The following is a 22,302-nucleotide window of genomic DNA, read 5'->3' as shown; positions in this document are numbered from 1 at the left end:
TGATGACAGATAAGCGCAAAGACGGTTCTGGAAAGCTGCTGTATTGCTCTTTCTGCGGCAAAAGCCAGCATGAAGTGCGTAAGCTAATAGCCGGACCGTCAGTGTATATCTGCGATGAATGTGTCGACTTGTGTAACGACATTATTCGCGAAGAGATCAAAGAAGTGGCTCCGCATCGGGAGCGTAGTTCGCTGCCTACACCGCATGAAATTCGCCACCACCTTGATGACTATGTCATTGGGCAAGAACCGGCGAAAAAAGTGCTGGCTGTTGCGGTATATAACCACTACAAGCGTTTACGCAATGGTGATACTAGTAATGGTATCGAACTGGGTAAAAGTAATATCCTGCTGATTGGTCCAACGGGGAGTGGTAAAACACTTCTGGCGGAAACATTAGCTCGCTTCTTAGATGTGCCATTCACGATGGCAGACGCCACCACGCTGACCGAAGCCGGTTACGTGGGTGAAGATGTGGAAAACATCATTCAGAAGCTTTTGCAGAAATGTGATTACGACGTTCAGAAAGCGCAACGTGGTATCGTCTATATCGATGAAATTGATAAAATTTCGCGTAAGTCTGATAACCCGTCAATCACCCGTGATGTTTCGGGTGAAGGTGTGCAGCAGGCTCTGTTGAAGCTGATAGAAGGTACAATTGCTGCCGTACCACCACAAGGTGGTCGTAAACATCCGCAGCAGGAATTTTTGCAGGTTGATACCTCTAAAATTCTGTTTATATGCGGTGGTGCTTTTGCTGGCCTGGACAAAGTCATTGGGCAACGCATTAACACCGGTACGGGTATTGGTTTTGGCGCGACGGTAAAAGGCAAATTAGAGAAGGCAACAGAAGGCGAATTATTAAGCCAAGCTGAGCCTGAAGACTTGATTAAATTCGGTTTAATCCCTGAATTTATCGGTCGTCTACCGGTGGTTGCAACCTTGAGTGAATTGAGCGAAGACGCACTGATTCAAATCTTGAAAGAACCTAAAAACGCACTGACTAAGCAGTATCAGGCGTTGTTCAATCTGGAAGGTGTAGAGCTTGAATTCCGTGACGAGGCGCTGACAGCCATTGCCAAGAAAGCGATGGCACGTAAAACAGGTGCTCGTGGCCTACGTTCTATCGTAGAAGCTGCATTACTGGATACCATGTACGATCTACCGTCAATGGAAAGTGTGGAGAAAGTGGTTGTAGATGAATCCGTTATTGCGGGTCAATCTGCACCGATGCTGATTTATGGCCAACCTGAAGCTCAAGCTTCTGGCGAATAATTAGCCAAATAATCCAGATGGTTAGTATGACAATGGGGGATTTTATCCCCCATTTCTTTTTCCTCGCATTGTAATCGTTGAATGTAAGACATTCGTCCCCATATACTCAATTACCTATTTAGTGAAACTCGTGATGATTCGTGTTTCACGAGATTTCCAGTAATCTGGCGGAAGCTAAACTAAGAGAGAGCTCTATGAACCCTGAGCGTTCTGAACGCATAGAAATCCCCGTATTGCCTCTGCGCGATGTGGTGGTTTATCCGCATATGGTGATCCCACTGTTTGTTGGCCGGGAAAAGTCGATTCGGTGTCTGGAAGCTGCAATGGATCATGATAAAAAAATCATGCTGGTTGCGCAGAAAGAAGCCTCGACAGATGAACCTGGTATCAATGATCTGTTTTCAGTTGGCACTGTAGCTTCGATTTTGCAAATGCTGAAATTGCCTGATGGTACGGTCAAAGTGTTGGTCGAAGGGCTGCAGCGTGCACGCATCACCACACTTTCCGATAGTGGTGAGCATTTTGCTGCTCAGGCGGAATATCTTGAATCGCCTGTGATGGATGATCGTGAACAGGAAGTATTGGTTCGCACGGCCATTAATCAGTTTGAAGGCTACATCAAACTGAATAAAAAAATTCCACCTGAAGTGCTGGCATCGTTGCATAGCATTGATGATGCAGCACGTCTTGCTGACACGATCGCGGCACATATGCCGTTGAAATTGAATGATAAACAAGCTGTTCTGGAAATGTTCGATGTGACTGAACGTCTGGAATATCTGATGGCGATGATGGAATCAGAAATCGACCTGTTACAGGTTGAAAAACGGATTCGCAACCGCGTCAAACGGCAGATGGAAAAGAGCCAACGCGAGTACTATCTGAACGAGCAAATGAAAGCTATTCAGAAAGAACTGGGCGAGATGGACGATGCGCCTGACGAGCATGAAGCGCTGAAGCGTAAAATCGAAGCGGCTAAGATGCCGAAAGATGCGCGCGAGAAAACCGAAGCTGAGTTGCAGAAGCTGAAAATGATGTCGCCGATGTCGGCAGAGGCCACGGTAGTTCGTGGTTACATCGATTGGATGTTGCAGGTACCATGGAACAGTCGCAGTAAAGTTAAGAAAGATTTGGTCAAAGCGCAGGAAGTTCTGGATACCGATCATTATGGCCTGGAACGGGTTAAAGATCGTATTTTGGAATATCTCGCAGTGCAGAGTCGAGTCAGCAAAATTAAGGGGCCAATCCTGTGTCTGGTAGGGCCTCCTGGGGTGGGTAAAACCTCACTGGGGCAATCTATTGCCCGTGCGACAGGTCGCCAATATGTGCGTATGGCGTTGGGTGGGGTGCGTGATGAAGCGGAAATCCGTGGTCACCGCCGTACCTATATCGGTTCTATGCCGGGTAAATTGATCCAGAAAATGGCAAAAGTTGGCGTCAAGAACCCGCTCTTCCTTTTGGATGAGATCGATAAAATGGCGTCCGACATGCGTGGTGATCCGGCTTCTGCCTTGCTTGAGGTATTAGATCCGGAACAAAACGTTGCATTCAACGATCATTATCTAGAAGTGGATTATGATCTGTCTGACGTTATGTTTGTGGCGACGTCTAACTCCATGAATATACCGGCACCTTTGCTGGATCGTATGGAAGTGATTCGTCTGTCAGGTTATACCGAAGATGAAAAACTCAATATTGCCAAACAGCATTTGCTGCCGAAGCAATTTGAGCGCAATGCGATTAAGAAAGGCGAACTGACTATCGATGACAGTGCCATTATGAGCATTATCCGTTATTACACCCGCGAGGCTGGGGTGCGTAGTCTGGAGCGTGAAATCTCCAAACTGTGTCGTAAAGCAGTCAAAAATCTGCTTATGGACAAAACGGTTAAACATATTGAGATCACTGGCGATAACCTGAAAGATTTCCTTGGCGTACAAAAGGTTGATTATGGCCGTGCGGACACCGAAAACCGCGTCGGTCAAGTCACTGGCTTGGCATGGACGGAGGTTGGCGGTGATTTGCTGACCATCGAGACCGCCTGTGTCCCAGGCAAAGGTAAGCTGACTTACACCGGTTCTTTGGGTGAAGTGATGCAAGAGTCGATTCAGGCGGCATTGACCGTGGTTCGCGCAAGAGCGGATAAATTAGGTATCAACCCTGATTTCTACGAAAAGCGTGATATCCACGTACATGTGCCAGAAGGCGCGACACCGAAAGATGGTCCGAGCGCAGGTATCGCAATGTGTACCGCATTGGTTTCTTGCCTGACAGGTAACCCAGTGCGTGCAGATGTTGCCATGACCGGTGAAATCACTTTACGTGGTTTAGTTTTACCTATCGGTGGTTTGAAAGAGAAGTTACTGGCCGCTCACCGCGGTGGGATCAAAGTTGTGCTAATCCCAGATGACAATAAACGTGATTTGGAAGAGATTCCTGATAACGTTATCGCTGATCTGGAAATTCATCCAGTTAAGCGAATTGATGATGTTTTAGCCATTGCTTTGCAAAATCCTGCCTTCGGGGCACAGCCGGTAGCGTCAAAATAGTGACGTATCGCAAGAAGTATTGATAAAACTGATGCTGGTAAGTGAAATGCTACTTGCCAGCTATTTTTTGTGCCGCTAAGTTAGTTCGGCTGTCCGGTAAAAGTTTTGGCCTTCGGGCTGCTTGCTAAGGTCGGACAGGATTGATATAACAGCTGCGCTGTCGTGTTGTCCGTAGGGATTTTCGGCGCGACGATAGAATTCTAAAGGGGATGAAAGAGTGAATAAGTCACAACTGATCGACAAAATTGCCGCTGGTGCTGATATTTCTAAAGCGGCCGCTGGGCGTGCATTAGATGCAATTATTGCTTCTGTTACTGAATCTTTGAAAGAAGGTGATGACGTAGCTCTGGTTGGTTTTGGTACTTTTGCAGTCCGTGAGCGTTCTGCACGTACTGGCCGTAACCCTCAGACAGGCAAAGAAATCAGTATTCCAGCGGCTAAAGTACCAAGCTTCCGCGCCGGTAAAGGTCTGAAAGACGCTGTAAACTGATTTTTGCGTCAATTCTCACCTGTGTATTTGTTTAAAAGCTTGGGGTAGTGACCAGCATCTTCGCTACTTCAAATACAAAGGGTATATTGTTTGCTATAAACAATAACCTGACGCAGTTGAGCTGGTAAGGTAAGATACAAGGCGCATCGTTATTGATGCGCTTTTTTTCGTTTAGGTCGTAGTTTTTACGCGCAGCAGCACGAATGGCTGTCGCAAGGAATGCTGGGTTTATTTAGACCTGCGCAACAGTTTTAATCCATATTACAGCGGAGTATTGTCACATTATGATGGACAATTTACGCGCGGCTGCTAATAACGTCGTGCTCAAAATCCTTCTGGCCCTAATCATGCTGTCCTTCATCCTGACCGGGGTTGGCAGCTATCTGATTGGTGGTTCCAACGACTACGCAGCCAAAGTTAATGGCCAAGAGATTAGCCGCGCTCAGTTAGAACAAGCTGTGCAGAGTGAACGAGGCCGTTTGCAACAGCAATTAGGTGAGCAGTTCTCCGCGCTGGCCGCTAACGAAGGCTATATGCTGCAACTGCGTCAGCAGGTTCTCGGCCAGTTGGTCAATAACATGTTGCTTGACCAATACGCTAAAAAATTGGGTCTGACGGCCACTGATGAACAAGTCAAAGATGCCATTCGTCAGGCACCTTATTTCCAGACTGATAATAAGTTCGACAATAACAAATATCTCGAACTGGTGAATCGGATGGGCTATACCCCCGATCAGTTTGCTCAAATGCAGCGTCAGCAGCTTATTAACCAGCAATTGTTGCAAGCCTTTGGTGATACTGGCTTTGTTCTGCCTATCGAAGCACAGGCTATGTCAGAGCTGATTTTGCAGCAACGTGACGTACGATTGGCAACTATCGACCTTAAAGCGCTTCAAGCGCAGCAAAAAGTCACGGATGATGAACTAAAAGCTTATTACGATCAGAACAAAAATAGCTTCATTGCACCGGAGCAGATGAAAATCAGCTTCATTGAGATGGATGCTGCGGTAATGCAAGACAAAATCACAGTGACTGAAGAAGATATCGCCGCATATTACGATCAGCATAAAAGTAGCTACACCCAGCCTGAGCGCCGTAACTACAGCGTTATCCAGTTTAAAACCGAAGCTGAAGCAAAAGCGGCGTTGGATGAGCTGAAAAAAGGTGCGGATTTTGCCACGATGGCAAAAGAGAAATCTACCGATATTATCTCCCGTAAGAATGGTGGTGAACTGGGTTGGTTAGAACCAGAAACAACAGCAGATGAACTGAAGCAAGCTAATCTAAGCGAAAAAGGCCAGTTATCTGACGTGGTTAAATCTTCTGTTGGTTACTTAATTGTTCGCTTAAATGACATCAAGGCAGAGCAGGTTAAGCCACTGTCAGAAGTGCATGATGCTTTGGCGAAAAAGGTTAAGCAGGAAAAAGCAGTTGATGCCTATTACGCGTTACAGCAAAAAGTAAGCGAAGCAGCAACCAGTGATAACGAATCTCTGGCTTCTGCTGAAGAAGCCGCTGGCGCTAAAGCGAAACAAACCGATTGGTTTACCCGTGATTCTGTCCCAGCCGGCGTTAATTTTAAACCTGTAGTGCAGGCTATCTTTGATGGTGGTTTAGTGGGTGAGAATGGCGCACCTGGCAGCAACTCAGATGTTATTACTGTTGATGGCGATCGTGCTTTTGTGATCCGTATTGATGGCCATAAACCAGAAGGTATTGAGCCATTCGATCAAGTTCGTGATCAGGTCACTGAATTGGTTAAACGTCAAAAAGCTGAGCAGGTTGCACGTGTTGATGGTGAGAAGCTTCTGACTGCGCTGAAACAAGGTAAGGGTGAAGAAGCGATGAAAGCCGCTGGTATTGCCTTTGGTGAGAAGAAAACCATGTCACGGGCACCTGATGACGATCAGTTAGTGCAAACGATCTTCACACTGGCGCACCCGAAAGAGGGTCAGCCAGTATATGGGTTGTCTCAAGACCGTCAGGACAATATCGTATTGATCGAGTTGCTATCGGTGACGCCAGGTAAATTACCGGAAGGCGAAATGAAGGCATTTATGGCTAAAATGCTCGAAGGATCGAGCAGTGTGACCTTTGATGCCCTGATGGCGAACCTGCACAAACAGGCAACCATCAAGATGGGGCCTGCGGAGCAACAGCAACCGCAGTAAAGAATAACCGCAATAGCTCTCGCATTCATTTGCAACTCGATGTAACAACGAAAGGTCGCTTTGGCGGCCTTTCGCATATCTAAAATCTGTCCTTTGCGATTAACCGGTTGTTGGGGCAAGGTAGCCACGCTGTCAAACACAAGGAGGATACAGCATGAAATTCATAGGAAAATTGTTCGTTATAACGGCATTGTTAGTCGGTGCTAATCTCCAACAGCTCGCTCATGCCGCGCCATTAGGCTCAAATAATCCTGCGCAAGATAAAGCGCTAAATCAGCCTAATGATGCGAAAAAGGTCAATCAGGCAATTGCTGGTCAAGCACCTTTAAAAACCGTGTCGAAGGAGAGTGGGCTGCCCAATACCTCAGCCGTATCACCTGCAGACAATCTCTCGGGTGGTTCACAAGGTCAGGCCAATATTAATAGTGACAATGCCGAACAGTTGGCGAAGAAGCTCAGTGGAATTGGTAAGAAGAAGGCTGATGCCATTATTCATTACCGAGAGCAGTTTGGCCCTTTTACTGATGTGGAACAGTTGCTTGAAGTGCCAGGAATTGGCCCTTCGTTTATAGAGCGAAATGGTGGCAAACTGAAACTGTAATCTAAATGAGTGGTGATTAACTCAGGTGTCAGGCAAGCACTAGATGTGTTTGTCTGGCCTTTTCGCCGCAAACAAATCCCAATGTCTCATAATGTAAATCGACGCCGTAAGGTCAAACTGTGATGTTGCTCCAGATTATATAATTAACACGCTATGTAGTTATTTTCCTCTGCTAATCTTGCTTTGAGGTCATACCAGTTGTGTTGTGACTTGATAATGATTATTTCTGTCTGGAGACGTACGCCGCTATGCATACACACATCAAAGTCCGGGGCTACCACATTGACGTTTTTCAACATGTTAATAATGCCCGTTATTTAGAGTTTCTCGAAGAGGCTCGCTGGGAATGGCTTGATGATGAGCCAGCAGCACAGTGGATGGCGGAGAATCAAATTGCTTTCATCGTGGTGAATATCAATATTAGCTACCGCCGGCCTGCGGTATTGGGGGACTTGCTGCGTATTGATAGCCAGCTATTAAAACTCAACGGTAAAAGCGGGGTGATGAAACAGACTGTTTCGCTAGAACCTGAATTAATCCCTGTGGCAGATGCGGAATTAACCTTCGTATGTATCGATTTACGTAGCCAGAAAGCGGTGCCATTGGAGGGGGAATTACGTGAGAAGTTGCAAGAGTTTGTCGACCGAAGCCTATAAGTGAACCACACTGAGTTCGAATACAGTCATTGCAAATAAAATATTATCCCTCGCTCTAGTGGAGCGAGGCTAGGATGCTAACACCGAAACGATCGGTGCTAGCCAGCGATTAAAACGATGAATGGATCAAACCAGCCCAGTTTTTTGTTTCAGGCTTAAAAGAACATTGGGTTTGTTTGCCAGATAAAACTCAAGCCCTTTGGCGCGTAGATGGCAAGCAGCACATTCGCCGCACCCATCACCTTGAATGCCGTTATAGCACGTGAGGGTTGCGCTTCGGACAAGATCAAGCCGCTGATAGTAGTCCGCTAACGCCCATGTTTCAGCTTTATCGAGCCACATTAGCGGCGTAATGAAGTCGATATTTCGGCCGATGCCTAAATTAATCGCTTGGTTAAGTGCTTTGACGAACTCATCGCGGCAATCGGGATAACCAGAAAAATCTGTTTCGCAGACCCCAGTGATCACCGCCTGTGCTTGTACTTGGTAAGCGTAGATAGCCGCCAAGGTTAGAAAAAGAATATTACGACCAGGAACAAAGGTGCTGGGAATGGCATCAGCATCTTCTTCGTCATGCTGGGGCACAGGAATACTTTCACGGGTCAGGCTACTGACGGCTAACCCGTTGAGCATCCCTACATCCAACACTTTATGGGCTTTTGCACCAAGTTGTATGGCTAGCTCGCGGGCAACATCTATTTCTGCGCGGTGGCGCTGTCCATAATCAAATGTAATGCAATGGACTTCATCATATTGCTGTAATGCTTGAATTAAGCAGGTGGTGGAGTCTTGCCCACCACTAAAAACAACTACGGCACGTTTCATACTGCGACCTCGTACGACTGCGGTTTTGAATAATATAGCCCGCAGCAAAAATTAAAAACTGAGAGTATGGTACTCAGTTCGCCTGCTAAAAGGTAGCAGCCTGCACTTGCTTGTCAGGTTGTCGTTGGTGGTAGCCATGCTTGGCTGAAATCGAACCAACCATAAGCAGTTAAAGTGACCCCGTTAATGCGTGGCGGAGCATTCACCTGATATTGATAATTGAATAGCGGCAAAATCAAGCCTGATTGCATCAGGTTATTGTAATACGCCTGTAACTGACGGAATCGTTCCGATTCCAGTTCGATTTGTTGAATATCGGTTAGTATTTTTTGCTGTTGCAGTAATTGTTCAGAAGAAAGAATGCCACGCCAAAGTGGATCGAGGCGAAGCCAGCTTTCCATCGTGGCTTCAGGAGACTCACCGACTAGGTGGTCTGCTAATAATAAGTCTGCACTTTCAATTTGATGAGTACCTTTCCACTGTTTATCGTGGCTGGCTCTGATTTCTAATGTACAACCCTGCGCCACTAGTAGGTTTTTTAGTTGTTCAGCGACACTTTTGAGTTCCATCGGGGGTTGGTAAGTCAGTATCAGATGAGTGGGTAATGCAGGGTCATCATCAGAGACAAAATGCGGAATCGGCCAACCCGGTAGCATTTCATGGCTGGGGGTTATCACTCCACGGCTCATGGATAATTCTTCCAATATGCCGGAGGTTTGCACGATCATCAGTAGTTTGGTTATTTGCTGTGGCGTCATATTACTGAGGTGCTGGTTAACGGCGAGATAGCAAAAGCCAAGACTCATACTGCGTTGAACGGGACGGGCTAGCGGGTAATCCTCTTCTTGGCCGATGGTGATACGCACGGGATGTTGGCAACTGCCATCAGTAGAAGGCATCACAAGGTTTGGTGTTATCCAGTATTCAATAATTTCCAGATACGGATGCTGTAAATGGTAATACTCATGCTGTTCTAGCCGGACCAAACGTTGGTCAAAGGTAGCCAACTTGAATGGGCCTGCACCCAACTGTGGATTATCAGGATGAAACAGTCGGCATGGTAAGTCAGCCAACCGATGCGCTAGCCAGTAGTCAGGTTTGATAAGCGTAAATTTGAGACACAGTGCATGGGAGAGGCCGATGGCTGAGATATTGGCAAAATTCGGCTCGCTGCGAGGATTTGCCCGTAACAGTGCCAATGTTTGTAATAATTGTTCTCCGCGAATGTGCTCCCCATTATGCCAACGCAATTGGCTGCGTAAGAAGAATTGCCAAGTTAATCCATCGTCACTCACTTGCCAATGATGTGCTAAATCTGGTTTTGGCTGTGGATCGCCGGTATTAAAGCGGGTCAGCCCCGCATGCAAAGTATAAATCAGATGTTGTTCTGCCCTGCCAGTGCTGAGCATCGGGTTTAAGGGTTCAAGTTCGCGGTAATAAGGAATACGCAGTATTGGGCTATCGGCTTGCCATTGCCCCCCCATATGAGGGTTGAGTAGCGTTTGTAGGCGTTCAGGTTCCAACTGGGCTAAGGCAAGTGCAGCTTGATGGTCGCCTTGCTCAAGGAATAATTTAAGGTAGGTTGCCCGTAGCGTATCAGGGGTTTTCAGGCATTGTAGCTGCGCACGTTTCCCACGACCCACTTGCGAGTGCCAACTGAGCCAGTCGTTTGACTGTAGCTGCTGGATAAGGGTTCGAGTATGCCTTTCGCTGCAAAAGAGTAATTCTGCCAGTTCTCCGACGGTGGTTGCTGCGAGTTGGTCGCCAAATTTCTGATACAACCGCTGGTATTGAGTGAGTCGGTGAATAATGCGCATATTTAAAGGTCTACCTTCAACAATGGCGTCTAATGGGGTTAACACTAAATACGGAATAGTTTAAATCATTTGTTCACTATTAGTTCCGTAAATAGTACGCCATAATCCAATTCATACCACCAGAATGACTCTCAGTGAGGTTTTAAATGTACCGTTTAGCCGCTTTTGATATGGATGGAACCTTACTGATGCGTGACCATAATATTGGTGGCGCGACATTGAATGCGTTGCACCAGTTAGTCGACAGTGGGATGATCCTGACGTTTGCAACCGGCCGGCATTACATTGATATGAAAGGTATTTTATCTCATTCTGGTATTAACGGTTATCTGATTACCGGCAATGGAACACGAGTCTGCGATCTGGATGGTGCACCTTTATATGGGATGGATTTGCCCGCGGAGCTGGTGGAGTTTGTGCTGCGAACGCCTTGGCAAACGAATGCCAGTATCCATTTATTCCGCGATGAGGGGTGGTTTACTGATTTTCATGATCCCGCGCTGCTCACCGCTCATAAAACCAGTGGTTTCCAGTATCAGCTCACGGCATTGGATGCACTACCGTTAACGGGCAATCACAAGATTTGCTTTATTGCTTCACATCAAGAGTTAATTGAGCTTAAAGCTCAGTTGGAGCAACAAATGGGCGACAAAGCTGACTTCTGTTTCTCTGCTGTTGAGTGCCTTGAAGTGCTTCCCCGCGGCTGCAATAAAGGTGCGGCGTTGGAACAACTCAGTCATCACCTTGATTTAACTCTGGCCGATTGCATGGCTTTTGGTGATGCAATGAATGATAAAGAGATGCTGTCACGGGTTGGGCGTGGGCTAGTGATGGGGAATGCCTTACCGCAATTGAAACAAGAATTGCCTCAGCTACAAGTTATTGGCCGCTGCGAGCACCAAGGCGTGGCGCACTATTTGCAACATTGGCTAAGTTCACCACACCTCACCTATTCCCCCGAATTCTGAGGTTAATACCCAATGCTTGGTGCAACAACATCAATGACAAAGGGTATAGCTATTAGCCAACCGGATAACCATCCGGTTTTTTTCTTCCTCAACGGGGGCGCTTAACGCCCCTTTTTATTGGCAAGTTATAGGTTATTTAACTCATTGCGGAAGGGGGTTAAATCACCAATATTACTACTCACCCATTGGGTGTCGTAATAAGTGTCCAGATAGCGTTCGCCGCTATCACAGAGCAGTGTCACAATTGCGCCCGTTTTGCCTTGTTCGCGCATTTGTTTGGCTAATTGCAAGGCTCCCCAGACGTTAGTCCCAGTCGACGCGCCGACTTTGCGCCCTAGAATGCCTTCAAGCCAATGAATCGTTGCGATACTGGCGGCATCGGGCACACGTAACATGCTGTCGATCACTTCCGGAATAAATGAAGGCTCCGCTCGCGGGCGGCCGATCCCTTCAATACGACTACCGCAACTACCCGTAACTGCGCGGTCACGGTTGCAGAAGCAATCATAGAATACTGAATTTTCTGGATCGACAACCATCAGTTGGGTGTCGTGACCTTGATAGCGGATATAACGACCCAGGGTGGCAGAAGTCCCACCCGTGCCCGCGCTCATCACAATGTAGTCCGGTACTGGGAAAGGCTCACGTGCCATTTGGCGGAAGATACTATCTGCAATGTTATTATTGCCACGCCAGTCAGTTGCTCGTTCCGCATACGTAAACTGGTCCATATAGTGGCCATTTAGTTCACGCGCCAATTGCTCTGATGCTGCATAGATTTGCCCTGCATGGTCGACAAAATGGCAGCGGCCGCCATAGAAAGTAATCTGCTCAACTTTTCGCTTCGCAGTGCAACTTGGCATGACCGCAATAAAAGGTAATCCAATTAGGCGGGCAAAATAGGCTTCAGACACGGCTGTACTGCCTGAAGAAGCCTCAATGATAGTCGTCCCTTCCGTGATCCACCCATTACACAGCCCATAGAGAAACAATGAGCGGGCTAAACGGTGCTTTAAGCTACCGGTCGGATGAGTACTTTCATCTTTTAAATAGAGATAAATACCAGGAAAGGTCGGCAGGTTGAGGCGAATTAGGTGGGTATCAGCGGAGCGTTGAAAATCAGCTTCTATTTCACTGATAGCATTTTTTACCCAAGTATTGGTCATTTGCTGGCCTGTATATTAAGAGTCATCTAATGATAACCATGATATCGACTTTCAAAGAAAAAACGTTGCCATTTTTCCTTCTTTGTCGCCAAATGGTAGAAAATTATTCCATGGATAGTGGTTATGCTAGATAAAACAGACCGTAAGCTGCTGTGTATGTTGCAACAAGATTGCACGCAGTCACTGCAAGTTCTGGCGGAAGCAGTCAACTTGACGTCAACACCCTGTTGGAAGCGTCTGAAGCGACTCGAGGATGAAGGATTTATCCGTGGCCGCGTTGCCTTGCTGGATAGCGAAAAGTTAGGGCTGGGGCTGACGGCATTTGTGCTGATTAAGACGCAGCAGCATAATAGCGATTGGTATCAAGCTTTCGTCGAATTCACCAAGAAAATGCCTGAGGTATTGGCATTCTACCGTATGGCGGGTGAATATGATTACCTGATGCAGGTAGAAGTCGCCGATATGAAAAGTTACGATAACTTCTACAAACGTATGGTGAATGGTGTGCCGGGCCTGATTGATGTGACATCGAGTTTTGCGATGGAGAAGATCAAATACACAACGATGCTACCGGTGCCCGAGTGAGAAAACTTTTTGAGTCAAAAGCCATTTTAACGATGGTACTCTACTTTCCTGTCGCTTTGAGCGAAATAATACCGATGCTATTCGGTATCAGACCATGGAATAAAACTGCGTGAGATTGTTTGCACAATTAGGCTGGTACTTCCGCCGAGAGTGGCGTCGCTATGTGGGTGCGGTGTTGCTGTTGATCATTATTGCTATCTTGCAATTACTGCCGCCCAAATTGGTGGGCGTGATAGTGGATGGCATCAGTACAAAACAGATGTCGACCAACATGTTACTGGTGTGGGTCGGTGTGATGTTAGTGACGGCAATCGTGGTCTACTTACTGCGCTATGTCTGGCGGGTTTTACTCTTTGGCGCATCCTATCAATTGGCTGTAGAGTTACGATCGAATTTTTATCGCCAACTGAGTCGCCAAGCCCCCGGTTTCTATTTGCGTCATCGTACTGGTGACTTAATGGCACGTGCCACTAATGATGTCGACCGTGTGGTCTTTGCTGCGGGTGAAGGTGTGCTGACGCTAGTGGATTCGCTGGTAATGGGCTGCGCGGTGCTGATTGTCATGAGTACCCAAATTAGCTGGCAACTGACGCTGTTGTCATTGTTACCCATGCCGGTGATGGCAATAGTGATCAAATACTATGGTGACCAACTGCACCAGCGTTTTAAATCGGCGCAGGGCGCATTTTCTAATCTCAATAATCAGGCGCAAGAGAGCTTGACCAGTATCCGCATGATCAAATCCTTTGGTCTGGAAGATAATCAATCACAGCAATTTGCGCAGGTAGCCGCCGAAGCCGGTGCAAAGAATATGTATGTTGCGCGTATTGATGCCCGTTTTGATCCCACCATTTATATTGCGATCGGTGTAGCTAACCTGTTAGCCATTGGTGGTGGCAGCTGGATGGTCGTTAATCACAGCATCACGCTGGGGCAGTTGACCAGTTTTGTTATGTACTTAGGGTTAATGATATGGCCAATGTTGGCGCTGGCATGGATGTTTAATATCGTCGAGCGAGGCAGCGCGGCATATAGCCGTATTCGTAGTTTGCTGGATGAGGCGCCGGTGGTGAAAGACGGTCACATCGAATTATCTAACGAACGTGGTTCGTTAGCCGTCAATATTCGCCACTTCTATTATCCGGGAGCAGAGCAGCCGGCATTACATGATGTGGCACTGAAATTGGCGCCAGGGCAGATGTTAGGGCTGTGTGGGCCAACGGGCTCTGGGAAAAGTACCTTACTGGCATTGATTCAGCGGCAGTTTGATGTTGATGACGGCGCTATCTGTTATCAAGGGCATTCACTGTCAGATATTCGTCTGCATGACTGGCGTGGGCGCTTATCGGTGGTCAGCCAAACACCTTTTTTGTTCTCTGATACGGTCGCAGGCAACATCGCATTGGGTAAACCCGATGCCACTCAGGAACAAATCGAACGGGCAGCGCGTTTAGCCAGCGTGCATGAAGATATTTTGCGTCTTCCTCAGGGGTATGACACTGAAGTTGGTGAGCGTGGTGTGATGCTGTCCGGTGGACAAAAACAGCGAATTTCCATTGCGAGGGCACTGTTACTGGAGACGGAGATCTTGATTCTGGATGATGCTCTTTCTGCTGTTGATGGCCAAACAGAGCATGAAATCTTAAAAAATCTGCGCCTCTGGGGTGAAGATCGTACTGTGATTATTAGCGCTCATCGTCTTTCAGCTTTAACGGAGGCCAGCGAAATTTTGGTGATGCAACACGGCGGAGTGATGCAGCGTGGTACACATAACTTATTGGTTAATCAATCGGGTTGGTATCGCGAGATGTACCGTTATCAGCAATTAGAAGCTGCACTGGATGATGGTGAACCGGAGGCTAAAACGGATGAGTAACTCTCAACAAGTTTCGCCGACGGTAAAGTTTTTGCCAGTATTAAAACTTTGGCCGACATTAAAACGCTTACTTTCCTACGGTTCTCCATATCGTAAACCATTAGGGTTAGCGGTATTGATGCTATGGGTCGCCGCTGCCGCTGAAGTCAGTGGCCCACTGTTAATCAGCTATTTTATTGACCATGTAGTGGCAAAAGGCACGCTACCCCTCGGTTTAGTTGGTGGGTTAGCGGTGGCATATATACTGCTGCAATTACTGGCTGCTTCATTGCACTATTTTCAGGCATTACTGTTTAACCGTGCAGCCGTCGGGGTCGTTCAGCGGTTACGCATTGAAGTCATGGATGCCGCTTTGCGCCAGCCCGTCAGTGCATTTGATACCCAACCTGTTGGTCAATTGATTTCCCGCGTCACTAATGACACTGAAGTCATCAAAGATTTATATGTGATGGTGGTATCAACGGTACTCAAAAGTGCGGCATTAATTGGCGCAATGCTGGTGGCGATGTTCAGCCTGGATTGGCGCATGGCGTTGATTTCGATCTGCATTTTCCCCGCAGTATTGGTAGTGATGGCTATCTACCAGCGCTATAGCACACCCGTAGTAAGACGTGTTCGGGCCTATCTCGCGGATATCAACGACGGTTTTAACGAAGTCATCAATGGTATGGGGGTCATTCAGCAATTCCGCCAGCAAGCACGTTTCGGTGAGCGTATGGATTCGGCTAGCCGCGCGCATTATATGGCGCGGATGCAAACATTGCGCTTAGAAGGTTTTCTATTACGCCCGTTGCTGAGCTTGTTCTCTGCCATGGTGTTATGCGGTTTGCTGCTTCTTTTCGGCTTCAGCCCTGAAGGCTCGGTTGGGGTGGGGGTGTTGTACGCGTTTATCAACTACCTTGGCCGGCTTAATGAGCCATTGATTGAACTGACGTCTCAGCAGTCAATCTTGCAACAGGCCGTCGTTGCTGGGGAGCGTATTTTTGATCTAATGGATCGCGCTCAACAAGGCTACGGAACAGATAATCGTCCGCTGACCAGCGGCCGCATCCAAGTGAATAATGTCAGCTTTGCTTATCGCCACGATAAAATGGTGCTGCAAAATATTTCGCTTGAGGTGCCCTCACGCGGGTTTATCGCTTTGGTCGGGCATACTGGCAGTGGCAAGAGTACGCTGGCTAACCTGCTAATGGGCTATTATCCAGTGCAGCAAGGCGAGATATTGCTTGATGGTCGACCGTTGTCCGAGCTATCCCATCAGACTTTGCGCCAAGGCGTTGCCATGGTGCAACAAGACCCCGTGGTATTGGCCGATTCCTTTTTTGCCAATGTCACCTTAGGTCGTGACATCAGCGAGCAACAAGTTTGGGATGCTTTGGAAACCGTACAGCTTGCGCCATTGGTTCATGCACTACCTGATGGGTTGCATAGCCTGTTAGGGGAGCAGGGCAATACCTTATCTGTTGGGCAAAAACAGCTACTCGCGTTGGCTCGGGTATTGGTACAAGCACCGCAAATTTTGATTTTGGATGAAGCAACCGCGAACATTGACTCTGGTACTGAACAGGCCATCCAACGGGCATTGCAGTTGATTCGGAAAAAAACCACTTTAGTTGTGATTGCTCATCGCCTCTCTACTATTGTCGATGCCGATACCATCTTAGTCTTGCACCGCGGTGTGGCAGTTGAGCAAGGTACGCACCAAGCGCTGCTCGCGGCTCATGGTCGTTATTATCAAATGTACCAATTGCAGTTAGTCAGCGAAGATTTAGCTGCCATTGATCAAGTAGAAAGCGCAGTAAATTAAAGGGTAATCTGCGGGGCCAAGTGGCCTCGCTTTCTTTTAAGCGCAGCACGTCAAACTCCCTCTTCATCGAAATACCCTGCAAATGCACCAAAATCTGGAAAAACAGCGGATATGGCGCACCAATATCTTGCAGCTTAATCACGCGTCGATATGCTCATGCACTTTTGTGACGCGTGTCGCACTAATTTGGTGCGTAAAAAACACACAACCCTATCAACTCAACTCAACTCAACTCAACGCCATCGCCGCTGGGCTGCCTATCTCAACTGCCCTCTGTTCGCCATTTTTAGACTAATTCTCTGTAATTAATATTTATGGCATAGCCTTTGCTTTATCTGTTTCGTGGAGACTTAAATTCGACTTAATTCGAGAAGGGGCAAATATGAAGCTGGTTACCGTGGTGATTAAACCATTCAAGCTGGAGGATGTGCGTGAAGCCTTATCCTCTGTGGGTATTCAGGGGCTGACCGTAACCGAAGTGAAAGGATTTGGTCGCCAAAAAGGACATGCAGAACTCTATCGGGGAGCTGAATACAGCGTTAATTTCTTACCTAAAGTTAAAATTGATATTGCCATTGCTGATGATCAATTGGATGAAGTCATTGATGTGATCAGTAAGGCCGCCTATACCGGCAAAATTGGTGATGGCAAAATTTTCGTTGCTGAATTGCAACGTGTTATTCGCATCCGTACTGGTGAAACAGACGAAGCAGCACTGTAATTTGCAGGCTCAAATTTAGTGAATAGGGATGGGTTGATGATGAAAAAACTTTTATCCGTGTTGGGCCTGAGTGCGGTAGCGATGCTGCCTTCTTTGGCAATGGCTGCTGAAACGGCTGTAGCTGACAAAGCTGATAATGCTTTTATGATGATTTGTACCGCGTTGGTACTGTTTATGACCGTGCCCGGTATTGCCCTGTTCTACGGCGGCCTGTTGCGTTCCAAAAACGTGTTATCGATGATGACCCAAGTTACCGTGACATTCGCGCTAATCTGCGTGTTGTGGATTCTTTATGGTTACAGCTTAGCGTTCAGTGCGGGTAATGCCTTCTTCGGTGGTTTTGAAACGGCGATGTTGAAAGGCATCGGTTTGACCAGTTTAAGTGGCACGTTCTACCAATATATCCATGTGGCATTCCAAGCTTCATTTGCCTGTATCACTGTTGCACTGGTAGTTGGTGCGTTCGCTGAACGTATTCGCTTCTCTGCGGTGCTGATTTTCGCGGTATTGTGGTTCACCTTCTCTTATCTGCCAATGGCGCACATGGTATGGGGCGGTGGCTTCTTGGCAATGGACGGCGCGTTGGACTTCGCGGGTGGTACAGTGGTGCACATTAACGCCGCTATTGCAGGTCTGGTCGGTGCTTACTTGCTTGGCAAACGTGCTGGTTTTGGTAAAGAGGCATTTAAGCCACACAACTTGCCGATGGTCTTTACCGGTACTGCGATCCTGTATATCGGCTGGTTTGGCTTCAACGCGGGTTCAGCGAGTGCTGCTAACGAAATTGCTGCCCTTGCGTTCTTGAATACCGTGGTCGCAACAGCGGGTGCCATTCTTTCTTGGGTATTTGCTGAGTGGATTTTACGTGGCAAACCTTCATTACTGGGTGCCTGTTCAGGTTGTATCGCAGGTTTGGTTGCGATTACGCCAGCGGCAGGGACTGTGGGTGTAGGTGGTGCATTGATTATCGGCTTGATCGGTGGTGTTGCTGGCCTGTGGGGCGTGGTACTACTGAAAAAATGGCTGCGAGTCGATGATACATGCGACGTGTTCGGTGTCCATGGTGTATGCGGGATTGTCGGTTGTATCCTGACCGGTGTCTTCACTTCCGCTTCATTGGGTGGTACAGGTTACGCCGCTGGCGTCACTATGGGTCATCAAGTTGGCGTACAGTTGTTCAGCGTTGGTGTGTGTTTGGTCTGGTCCGGTGTTGTTGCATTCGTTGCTTTTAAAATTGCTGACCTGATTGTGGGCCTGCGAGTACCAGAAGAGCAAGAACGCGAAGGTCTGGATGTGAACAGCCACGGTGAGAATGCTTACAACCAGTAAGAATATTAGTCAGAAAGATGTTTGTTAGACGTTCGAAACAGACTGAGATGTAAAAGATAAATAATAATGATGATGGGCAGAAGGGGCGATGGAGACATCGCCCCTTTTATTTATTGAGTACTACCGTCATTGAGCAGCACTGTTATTCAATATCACCGATGTAAACGAATAACACCTTCCTGCACGGTAGACGCAACCAACACACCTTGCTGATTGTAGATCTGTCCACGTACAAACCCGCGAGCACCAGAAGCTGATGTGCTTTCTACGGCATACAACAACCAGTCATCCAAACGGAACGGACGGTGGAACCACATTGAGTGGTCAATCGTGGCAATTTGCACACCAGGTTCTAGGAAGCCAATGCCATGTGGTTGTAGCGCAGTGGGGAGGAAATTGAAGTCTGAAGCATAGCCCAGTAAATACTGATGAACTCGAAAGTCATCGGGCATCTCGCCGTTGGCACGGAACCAAACATAGCGATTAGGCTCTTCTACCGAGCCTTGCAGTGGGTTATGGAATTTCACGGGGCGCATTTCAATGGGCTGGTTACCAATAAACTTCTCGCGCACTTTTTCAGGGATCAAATGCGCAAATTGACGCGCAATGTCAGTCTCTGACATCAAACCATCCGGCTGTGGTACGTTCGGCATGGTGTTTTGGTGCTCAAACCCATCTTCCTGACTTTGGAACGAAGCGGTCATGTAGAAGATGGGTTTACCATTTTGAATGGCGCTGATTCGTCTGGCGCTGAAGCTGGTGCCATCACGCAACGTTTCTACGTCATAGATAATGGGCTTACTACTGTCCCCTGGACGGAGGAAATAACTGTGGAATGAGTGAACGATGCGATCAACAGGGACAGTTTGTTTGGCGGCATAAATCGCCTGACCGACAACCTGTCCGCCAAAAACTTGGCGTAATCCTAGATCTTCACTTTGGCCACGAAAGATCCCTTCTTCAATTTTTTCTAGATGGAGTAGATCGAGCAGTTTTGCTAATGGCTGGCTCATGATTGTGGCCCTTGATGATGAGTACTGCCACAGTGTGCTGAATCTGCTGGGGGCGCGTCAATATATTGCTGTGATCCCTGTTGTGTTTAGCTGCGTGTTTTAAGGAATCGTCTGATAAATGGCCGAATCTTGGGGTAAACGGCCAGCATCAGCATATTGTGCTATAATTAGCTTGCTAGGTGGTTGAAGCCACTTATTAAACGCGGGCTTATTCTGTGAATAGTCAGCATCTTAATAATAAGAAGGAGTGCGACCTATGAAACCTTGGCAATCCATAAAATTTTGGCAAATAGCCAGTGGGGCAGCACTCGTGGTGAGTTTAACCGTGAGTGCCCAACAAGGGGTTGAAGTACCGGTTCCTGCGCCTGCTGGTGCAACTACGGCAGCGCCTATTGCACAACCTGCGGTGCAGGGGACATTGAACATCCGCGAGCGTATCGCATTGCCACCTGATGCCGTCGTTACAGTGACGCTGTCGGATGCTTCATTGGCTGATGCACCGTCTCGGGTTATTGCTCAGAAAGCTATTCGCACCGAGGGTAAGCAGGCTCCGTTTACATTTACGCTGCCATTTAACCCTTCAGATATCCAACCTAACGCGCGTGTTATTGTCAGTGCGGCCATCACCCATAATGGGCAGTTAATGTTTATTACTGATACTTTCCAAGAAGTGATAAACCATGGTGCGGGTACACAGGCCAATATAACGTTGGTCCCCGCCACTGCTGTTGCGATAGAAACGGTCCCGGCGACCACCTCTAGTGAGGCGACAATACAGTAGTTGATATTGCTGACAATGTGCCTGTTGTGGCGAGAATAAGCAGAACGTAAAGATGCCGTGAAATCCCCCCTGATGGCTCGAGCCGCGCCATCCTTGGCGCGGACGCTTTACTCTTCCGCTTGTTCTCGCCGTTTGCGATAGGGCTGTTAGTGTTTGTCAACAGTCTGGTCGTTTTTGGTTGTTATGCGTCGTAATTAGGCGTTTTCAGCAGCCACTGCATTCCACTCTGCGGTGGCGCGGATATTAACGGTATTGCCAACGATAGCGTTGTAAATCGATTCTACCCGTCACCTCTATTTCAATGCCTTCGGCCAATAATGCGTTTTTTTGCCTAAGATAATCATCACCAATTAGTGATATTTCACCGTGGCGATTAATGACTCGATACCATGGCAATGCAGAACCTTCCGGTAAACGCTTTAAAACGCCGCCAACTTGACGCGCTGCCCTTGGCGAACCAATCAACCGCGCAATATCCCCATAAGTTGTCACTTGCCCATAGGGAATTGCGGCAACCACTTGGAATACCCGTTGGCGAAAACTGTCCATTATTGGGGAGCTATCATGTTCATCCTGGTTTTTCGACATGGTTGGATTACTCTGGCTTTTAGGATGGTTTCAATAATACGACGGCATCATATTGGGTTGTATTATCGCCACAAAGGGTAGCTTCGCACGAAATAAATAACAGTGGCGATGATATTTTTGTTGGAGTAAATGCTGAGCTAAAGGTGAGTGAGCAATAATCCACCGGTTAGCTTGTGTTACCTTGCTATTTGGCGGGGCATGGCTGATAATGCCCACCGCTCCAGAGTACAAGGAGCCGTCAACGTCAATGGAGGTCCTGTTGGTTCTCCCGCAACACTAACTTGTGAACTCGGTCAGGTCCGGAAGGAAGCAGCCGCAGCAGGCGAGGTGTGTGCCGGGATGTAGCTGGCAGGGCCTCCACCATTTCAGCTAACTGCATGATATTCATCATATAATCCCTATGTTTCGTGCATTGAAACGGCAGTGATACAACTTTTGTGTATCACTTAGGGCGCTAATCAATGTCACATTTAATGCTCTATCACCCAATGGGTTGATCAGTTCAGCACTGAGATTTCTGTTATCTCCATGAGCTTTTCCCCGCCACAGTTGATGACAACTCGCTTCAGGTCCCGACTCACTTCAGGTACTTCAGCCTTTACCGCATGAGGTGTAATCATCTGCGATACCATTGCGTCAGCGGGCGGTGGGACGACGTTGAGATCCAACGTTACAAGAGCAGGATTGAGAGCAGTCTCATCACGCTCAAGCGTGACCTCATACCCACCGGTAACAGTCTCAACCTCACCCAACACAATAAGCTTGGCTGGGCCGGACTGTTGCACGTTTACAGATGCCTCCCACTCGCCGGTTGATAGGATCCGGCATTGTGCGGGTATTTCAGCCGCAGCAGTGCTGGCACTCAACATCAAGGATGCCGTCAACACGCTAACGAGTATTAATGCAGTTTTGTCCAACATAGTCGATGTCTCCTAAATAATCGCAACTAATTGATTTTAAAAACCTGCTCTGATTGAACTGGGCGTGCTGAAAAAGAAGGTTTTGTAATGAAATTGTTGCACTGAAACGGCAATGATACAACGTTTGTGTATCAGTTAGGACGCTGATTAATGCCGCATCTTATG

Annotated in this window: 19 protein-coding genes and 1 other RNA gene; 14 read left to right on the top strand and 6 right to left on the bottom strand. The window is 47.6% G+C overall.

The annotated features are described in order from the left end of the window. Positions 1-2: 2 nt before the first annotated feature. The 6 genes from clpX to BN68_RS19610 all read left to right on the top strand — a co-directional run bounded on the left by clpX (position 3) and on the right by BN68_RS19610 (position 7,741). Positions 3-1,274 (top strand): ATP-dependent protease ATP-binding subunit ClpX, encoded by a 1,272-nt coding sequence (gene clpX / locus BN68_RS19635; protein WP_019212898.1) that lies wholly within the window; start codon positions 3-5, stop codon positions 1,272-1,274. A 194-nt stretch (positions 1,275-1,468) separates the two neighbouring features. After that, positions 1,469-3,823 carry an endopeptidase La gene (lon, locus tag BN68_RS19630; protein WP_019212897.1) on the top strand — a complete coding sequence of 785 codons (2,355 nt, stop codon included), beginning with the start codon at positions 1,469-1,471 and terminating at the stop codon, positions 3,821-3,823. Between the two features lie 217 nt (positions 3,824-4,040). Then, positions 4,041-4,313: a nucleoid-associated protein HU-beta gene (gene hupB, locus BN68_RS19625; RefSeq protein WP_019212896.1), complete on the top strand. Its 273-nt coding sequence runs from the start codon at positions 4,041-4,043 to the stop codon at positions 4,311-4,313. Between the two features lie 284 nt (positions 4,314-4,597). Next, positions 4,598-6,484: a peptidylprolyl isomerase gene (ppiD, locus tag BN68_RS19620; RefSeq protein WP_019212895.1), complete on the top strand. Its 1,887-nt coding sequence runs from the start codon at positions 4,598-4,600 to the stop codon at positions 6,482-6,484. A 154-nt stretch (positions 6,485-6,638) separates the two neighbouring features. Then, positions 6,639-7,085, top strand: a complete 447-nt coding sequence (locus tag BN68_RS19615) for a ComEA family DNA-binding protein (RefSeq protein ID WP_019212894.1) — start codon at positions 6,639-6,641, stop codon at positions 7,083-7,085. Between the two features lie 248 nt (positions 7,086-7,333). Further along, positions 7,334-7,741, top strand: a complete 408-nt coding sequence (locus BN68_RS19610; protein ID WP_019212893.1) for an acyl-CoA thioesterase — start codon at positions 7,334-7,336, stop codon at positions 7,739-7,741. 126 nt (positions 7,742-7,867) lie between these two features. Here BN68_RS19610 and queC read toward each other — a convergent pair whose 3' ends face one another. Together queC and BN68_RS19600 are read right to left on the bottom strand one after the other, a co-directional pair. Further along, positions 7,868-8,602 carry a 7-cyano-7-deazaguanine synthase QueC gene (gene queC / locus BN68_RS19605; protein ID WP_330126703.1) on the bottom strand — a complete coding sequence of 245 codons (735 nt, stop codon included), beginning with the start codon at positions 8,600-8,602 and terminating at the stop codon, positions 7,868-7,870. A 77-nt stretch (positions 8,603-8,679) separates the two neighbouring features. Further along, the gene (locus BN68_RS19600; protein ID WP_019212891.1) at positions 8,680-10,383 is read right to left on the bottom strand and encodes an SgrR family transcriptional regulator; all 1,704 of its coding nucleotides are present in this window, start codon (positions 10,381-10,383) and stop codon (positions 8,680-8,682) included. Positions 10,384-10,529: 146 nt separating this feature from the next. Between BN68_RS19600 and cof the strand changes: the two genes are divergently transcribed. Then, positions 10,530-11,351, top strand: coding sequence for an HMP-PP phosphatase (cof, locus tag BN68_RS19595; protein ID WP_019212890.1), 822 nt, complete (start codon positions 10,530-10,532; stop codon positions 11,349-11,351). Between the two features lie 125 nt (positions 11,352-11,476). Here the strand turns inward: cof and BN68_RS19590 are convergent, their stop codons facing one another. Beyond that, complete coding sequence (locus tag BN68_RS19590; RefSeq protein WP_019212889.1) at positions 11,477-12,517, bottom strand: PLP-dependent cysteine synthase family protein; 1,041 nt, start codon at positions 12,515-12,517, stop codon at positions 11,477-11,479. 123 nt (positions 12,518-12,640) lie between these two features. On the opposite strand from BN68_RS19590, the gene BN68_RS19585 reads away from it, so the two are divergent. The 5 genes from BN68_RS19585 to amtB all read left to right on the top strand — a co-directional run bounded on the left by BN68_RS19585 (position 12,641) and on the right by amtB (position 18,835). Next, the gene (locus BN68_RS19585) at positions 12,641-13,102 is read left to right on the top strand and encodes an Lrp/AsnC family transcriptional regulator (RefSeq protein WP_019212888.1); all 462 of its coding nucleotides are present in this window, start codon (positions 12,641-12,643) and stop codon (positions 13,100-13,102) included. Between the two features lie 109 nt (positions 13,103-13,211). Further along, on the top strand, positions 13,212-14,978 hold the full coding sequence (locus BN68_RS19580; RefSeq protein ID WP_019212887.1) for a SmdA family multidrug ABC transporter permease/ATP-binding protein: 1,767 nt from the start codon (positions 13,212-13,214) through the stop codon (positions 14,976-14,978). Then, positions 14,971-16,785, top strand: coding sequence for a SmdB family multidrug efflux ABC transporter permease/ATP-binding protein (locus tag BN68_RS19575; RefSeq protein ID WP_019212886.1), 1,815 nt, complete (start codon positions 14,971-14,973; stop codon positions 16,783-16,785). The genes BN68_RS19580 and BN68_RS19575 overlap by 8 nt, the downstream gene beginning before the upstream one ends. 382 nt (positions 16,786-17,167) lie before the next feature. Beyond that, on the top strand, positions 17,168-17,506 hold the full coding sequence (gene glnK / locus BN68_RS19570; RefSeq protein WP_002208627.1) for a P-II family nitrogen regulator: 339 nt from the start codon (positions 17,168-17,170) through the stop codon (positions 17,504-17,506). Positions 17,507-17,545: 39 nt separating this feature from the next. Beyond that, positions 17,546-18,835, top strand: a complete 1,290-nt coding sequence (gene amtB, locus BN68_RS19565; protein WP_042807025.1) for an ammonium transporter AmtB — start codon at positions 17,546-17,548, stop codon at positions 18,833-18,835. 152 nt (positions 18,836-18,987) lie between these two features. On the opposite strand, the gene tesB is transcribed toward amtB, so the two are convergent. After that, positions 18,988-19,848, bottom strand: a complete 861-nt coding sequence (tesB, locus tag BN68_RS19560; protein ID WP_019212884.1) for an acyl-CoA thioesterase II — start codon at positions 19,846-19,848, stop codon at positions 18,988-18,990. Positions 19,849-20,104: 256 nt separating this feature from the next. Between tesB and BN68_RS19555 the strand changes: the two genes are divergently transcribed. After that, on the top strand, positions 20,105-20,629 hold the full coding sequence (locus tag BN68_RS19555; RefSeq protein WP_019212882.1) for a YbaY family lipoprotein: 525 nt from the start codon (positions 20,105-20,107) through the stop codon (positions 20,627-20,629). Positions 20,630-20,872: 243 nt separating this feature from the next. Here the strand turns inward: BN68_RS19555 and BN68_RS19550 are convergent, their stop codons facing one another. Then, positions 20,873-21,217: an MGMT family protein gene (locus BN68_RS19550; protein WP_051144580.1), complete on the bottom strand. Its 345-nt coding sequence runs from the start codon at positions 21,215-21,217 to the stop codon at positions 20,873-20,875. A 257-nt stretch (positions 21,218-21,474) separates the two neighbouring features. On the opposite strand from BN68_RS19550, the gene ffs reads away from it, so the two are divergent. Then, an RNA gene (gene ffs, locus BN68_RS23505) (signal recognition particle sRNA small type) lies at positions 21,475-21,571 on the top strand. 143 nt (positions 21,572-21,714) lie between these two features. Here ffs and BN68_RS19545 read toward each other — a convergent pair. Beyond that, the gene (locus BN68_RS19545; RefSeq protein ID WP_019212880.1) at positions 21,715-22,137 is read right to left on the bottom strand and encodes a hypothetical protein; all 423 of its coding nucleotides are present in this window, start codon (positions 22,135-22,137) and stop codon (positions 21,715-21,717) included. Positions 22,138-22,302 lie beyond the last annotated feature (165 nt).

Origin of the sequence: Yersinia massiliensis CCUG 53443, from assembly GCF_000312485.1 — a bacterium.
GTDB lineage: Bacteria > Pseudomonadota > Gammaproteobacteria > Enterobacterales > Enterobacteriaceae > Yersinia > Yersinia massiliensis.
The sequence above is the reverse complement of the archived record's forward strand: the minus strand, read 5'-3'. Positions and strand labels throughout refer to the sequence as shown.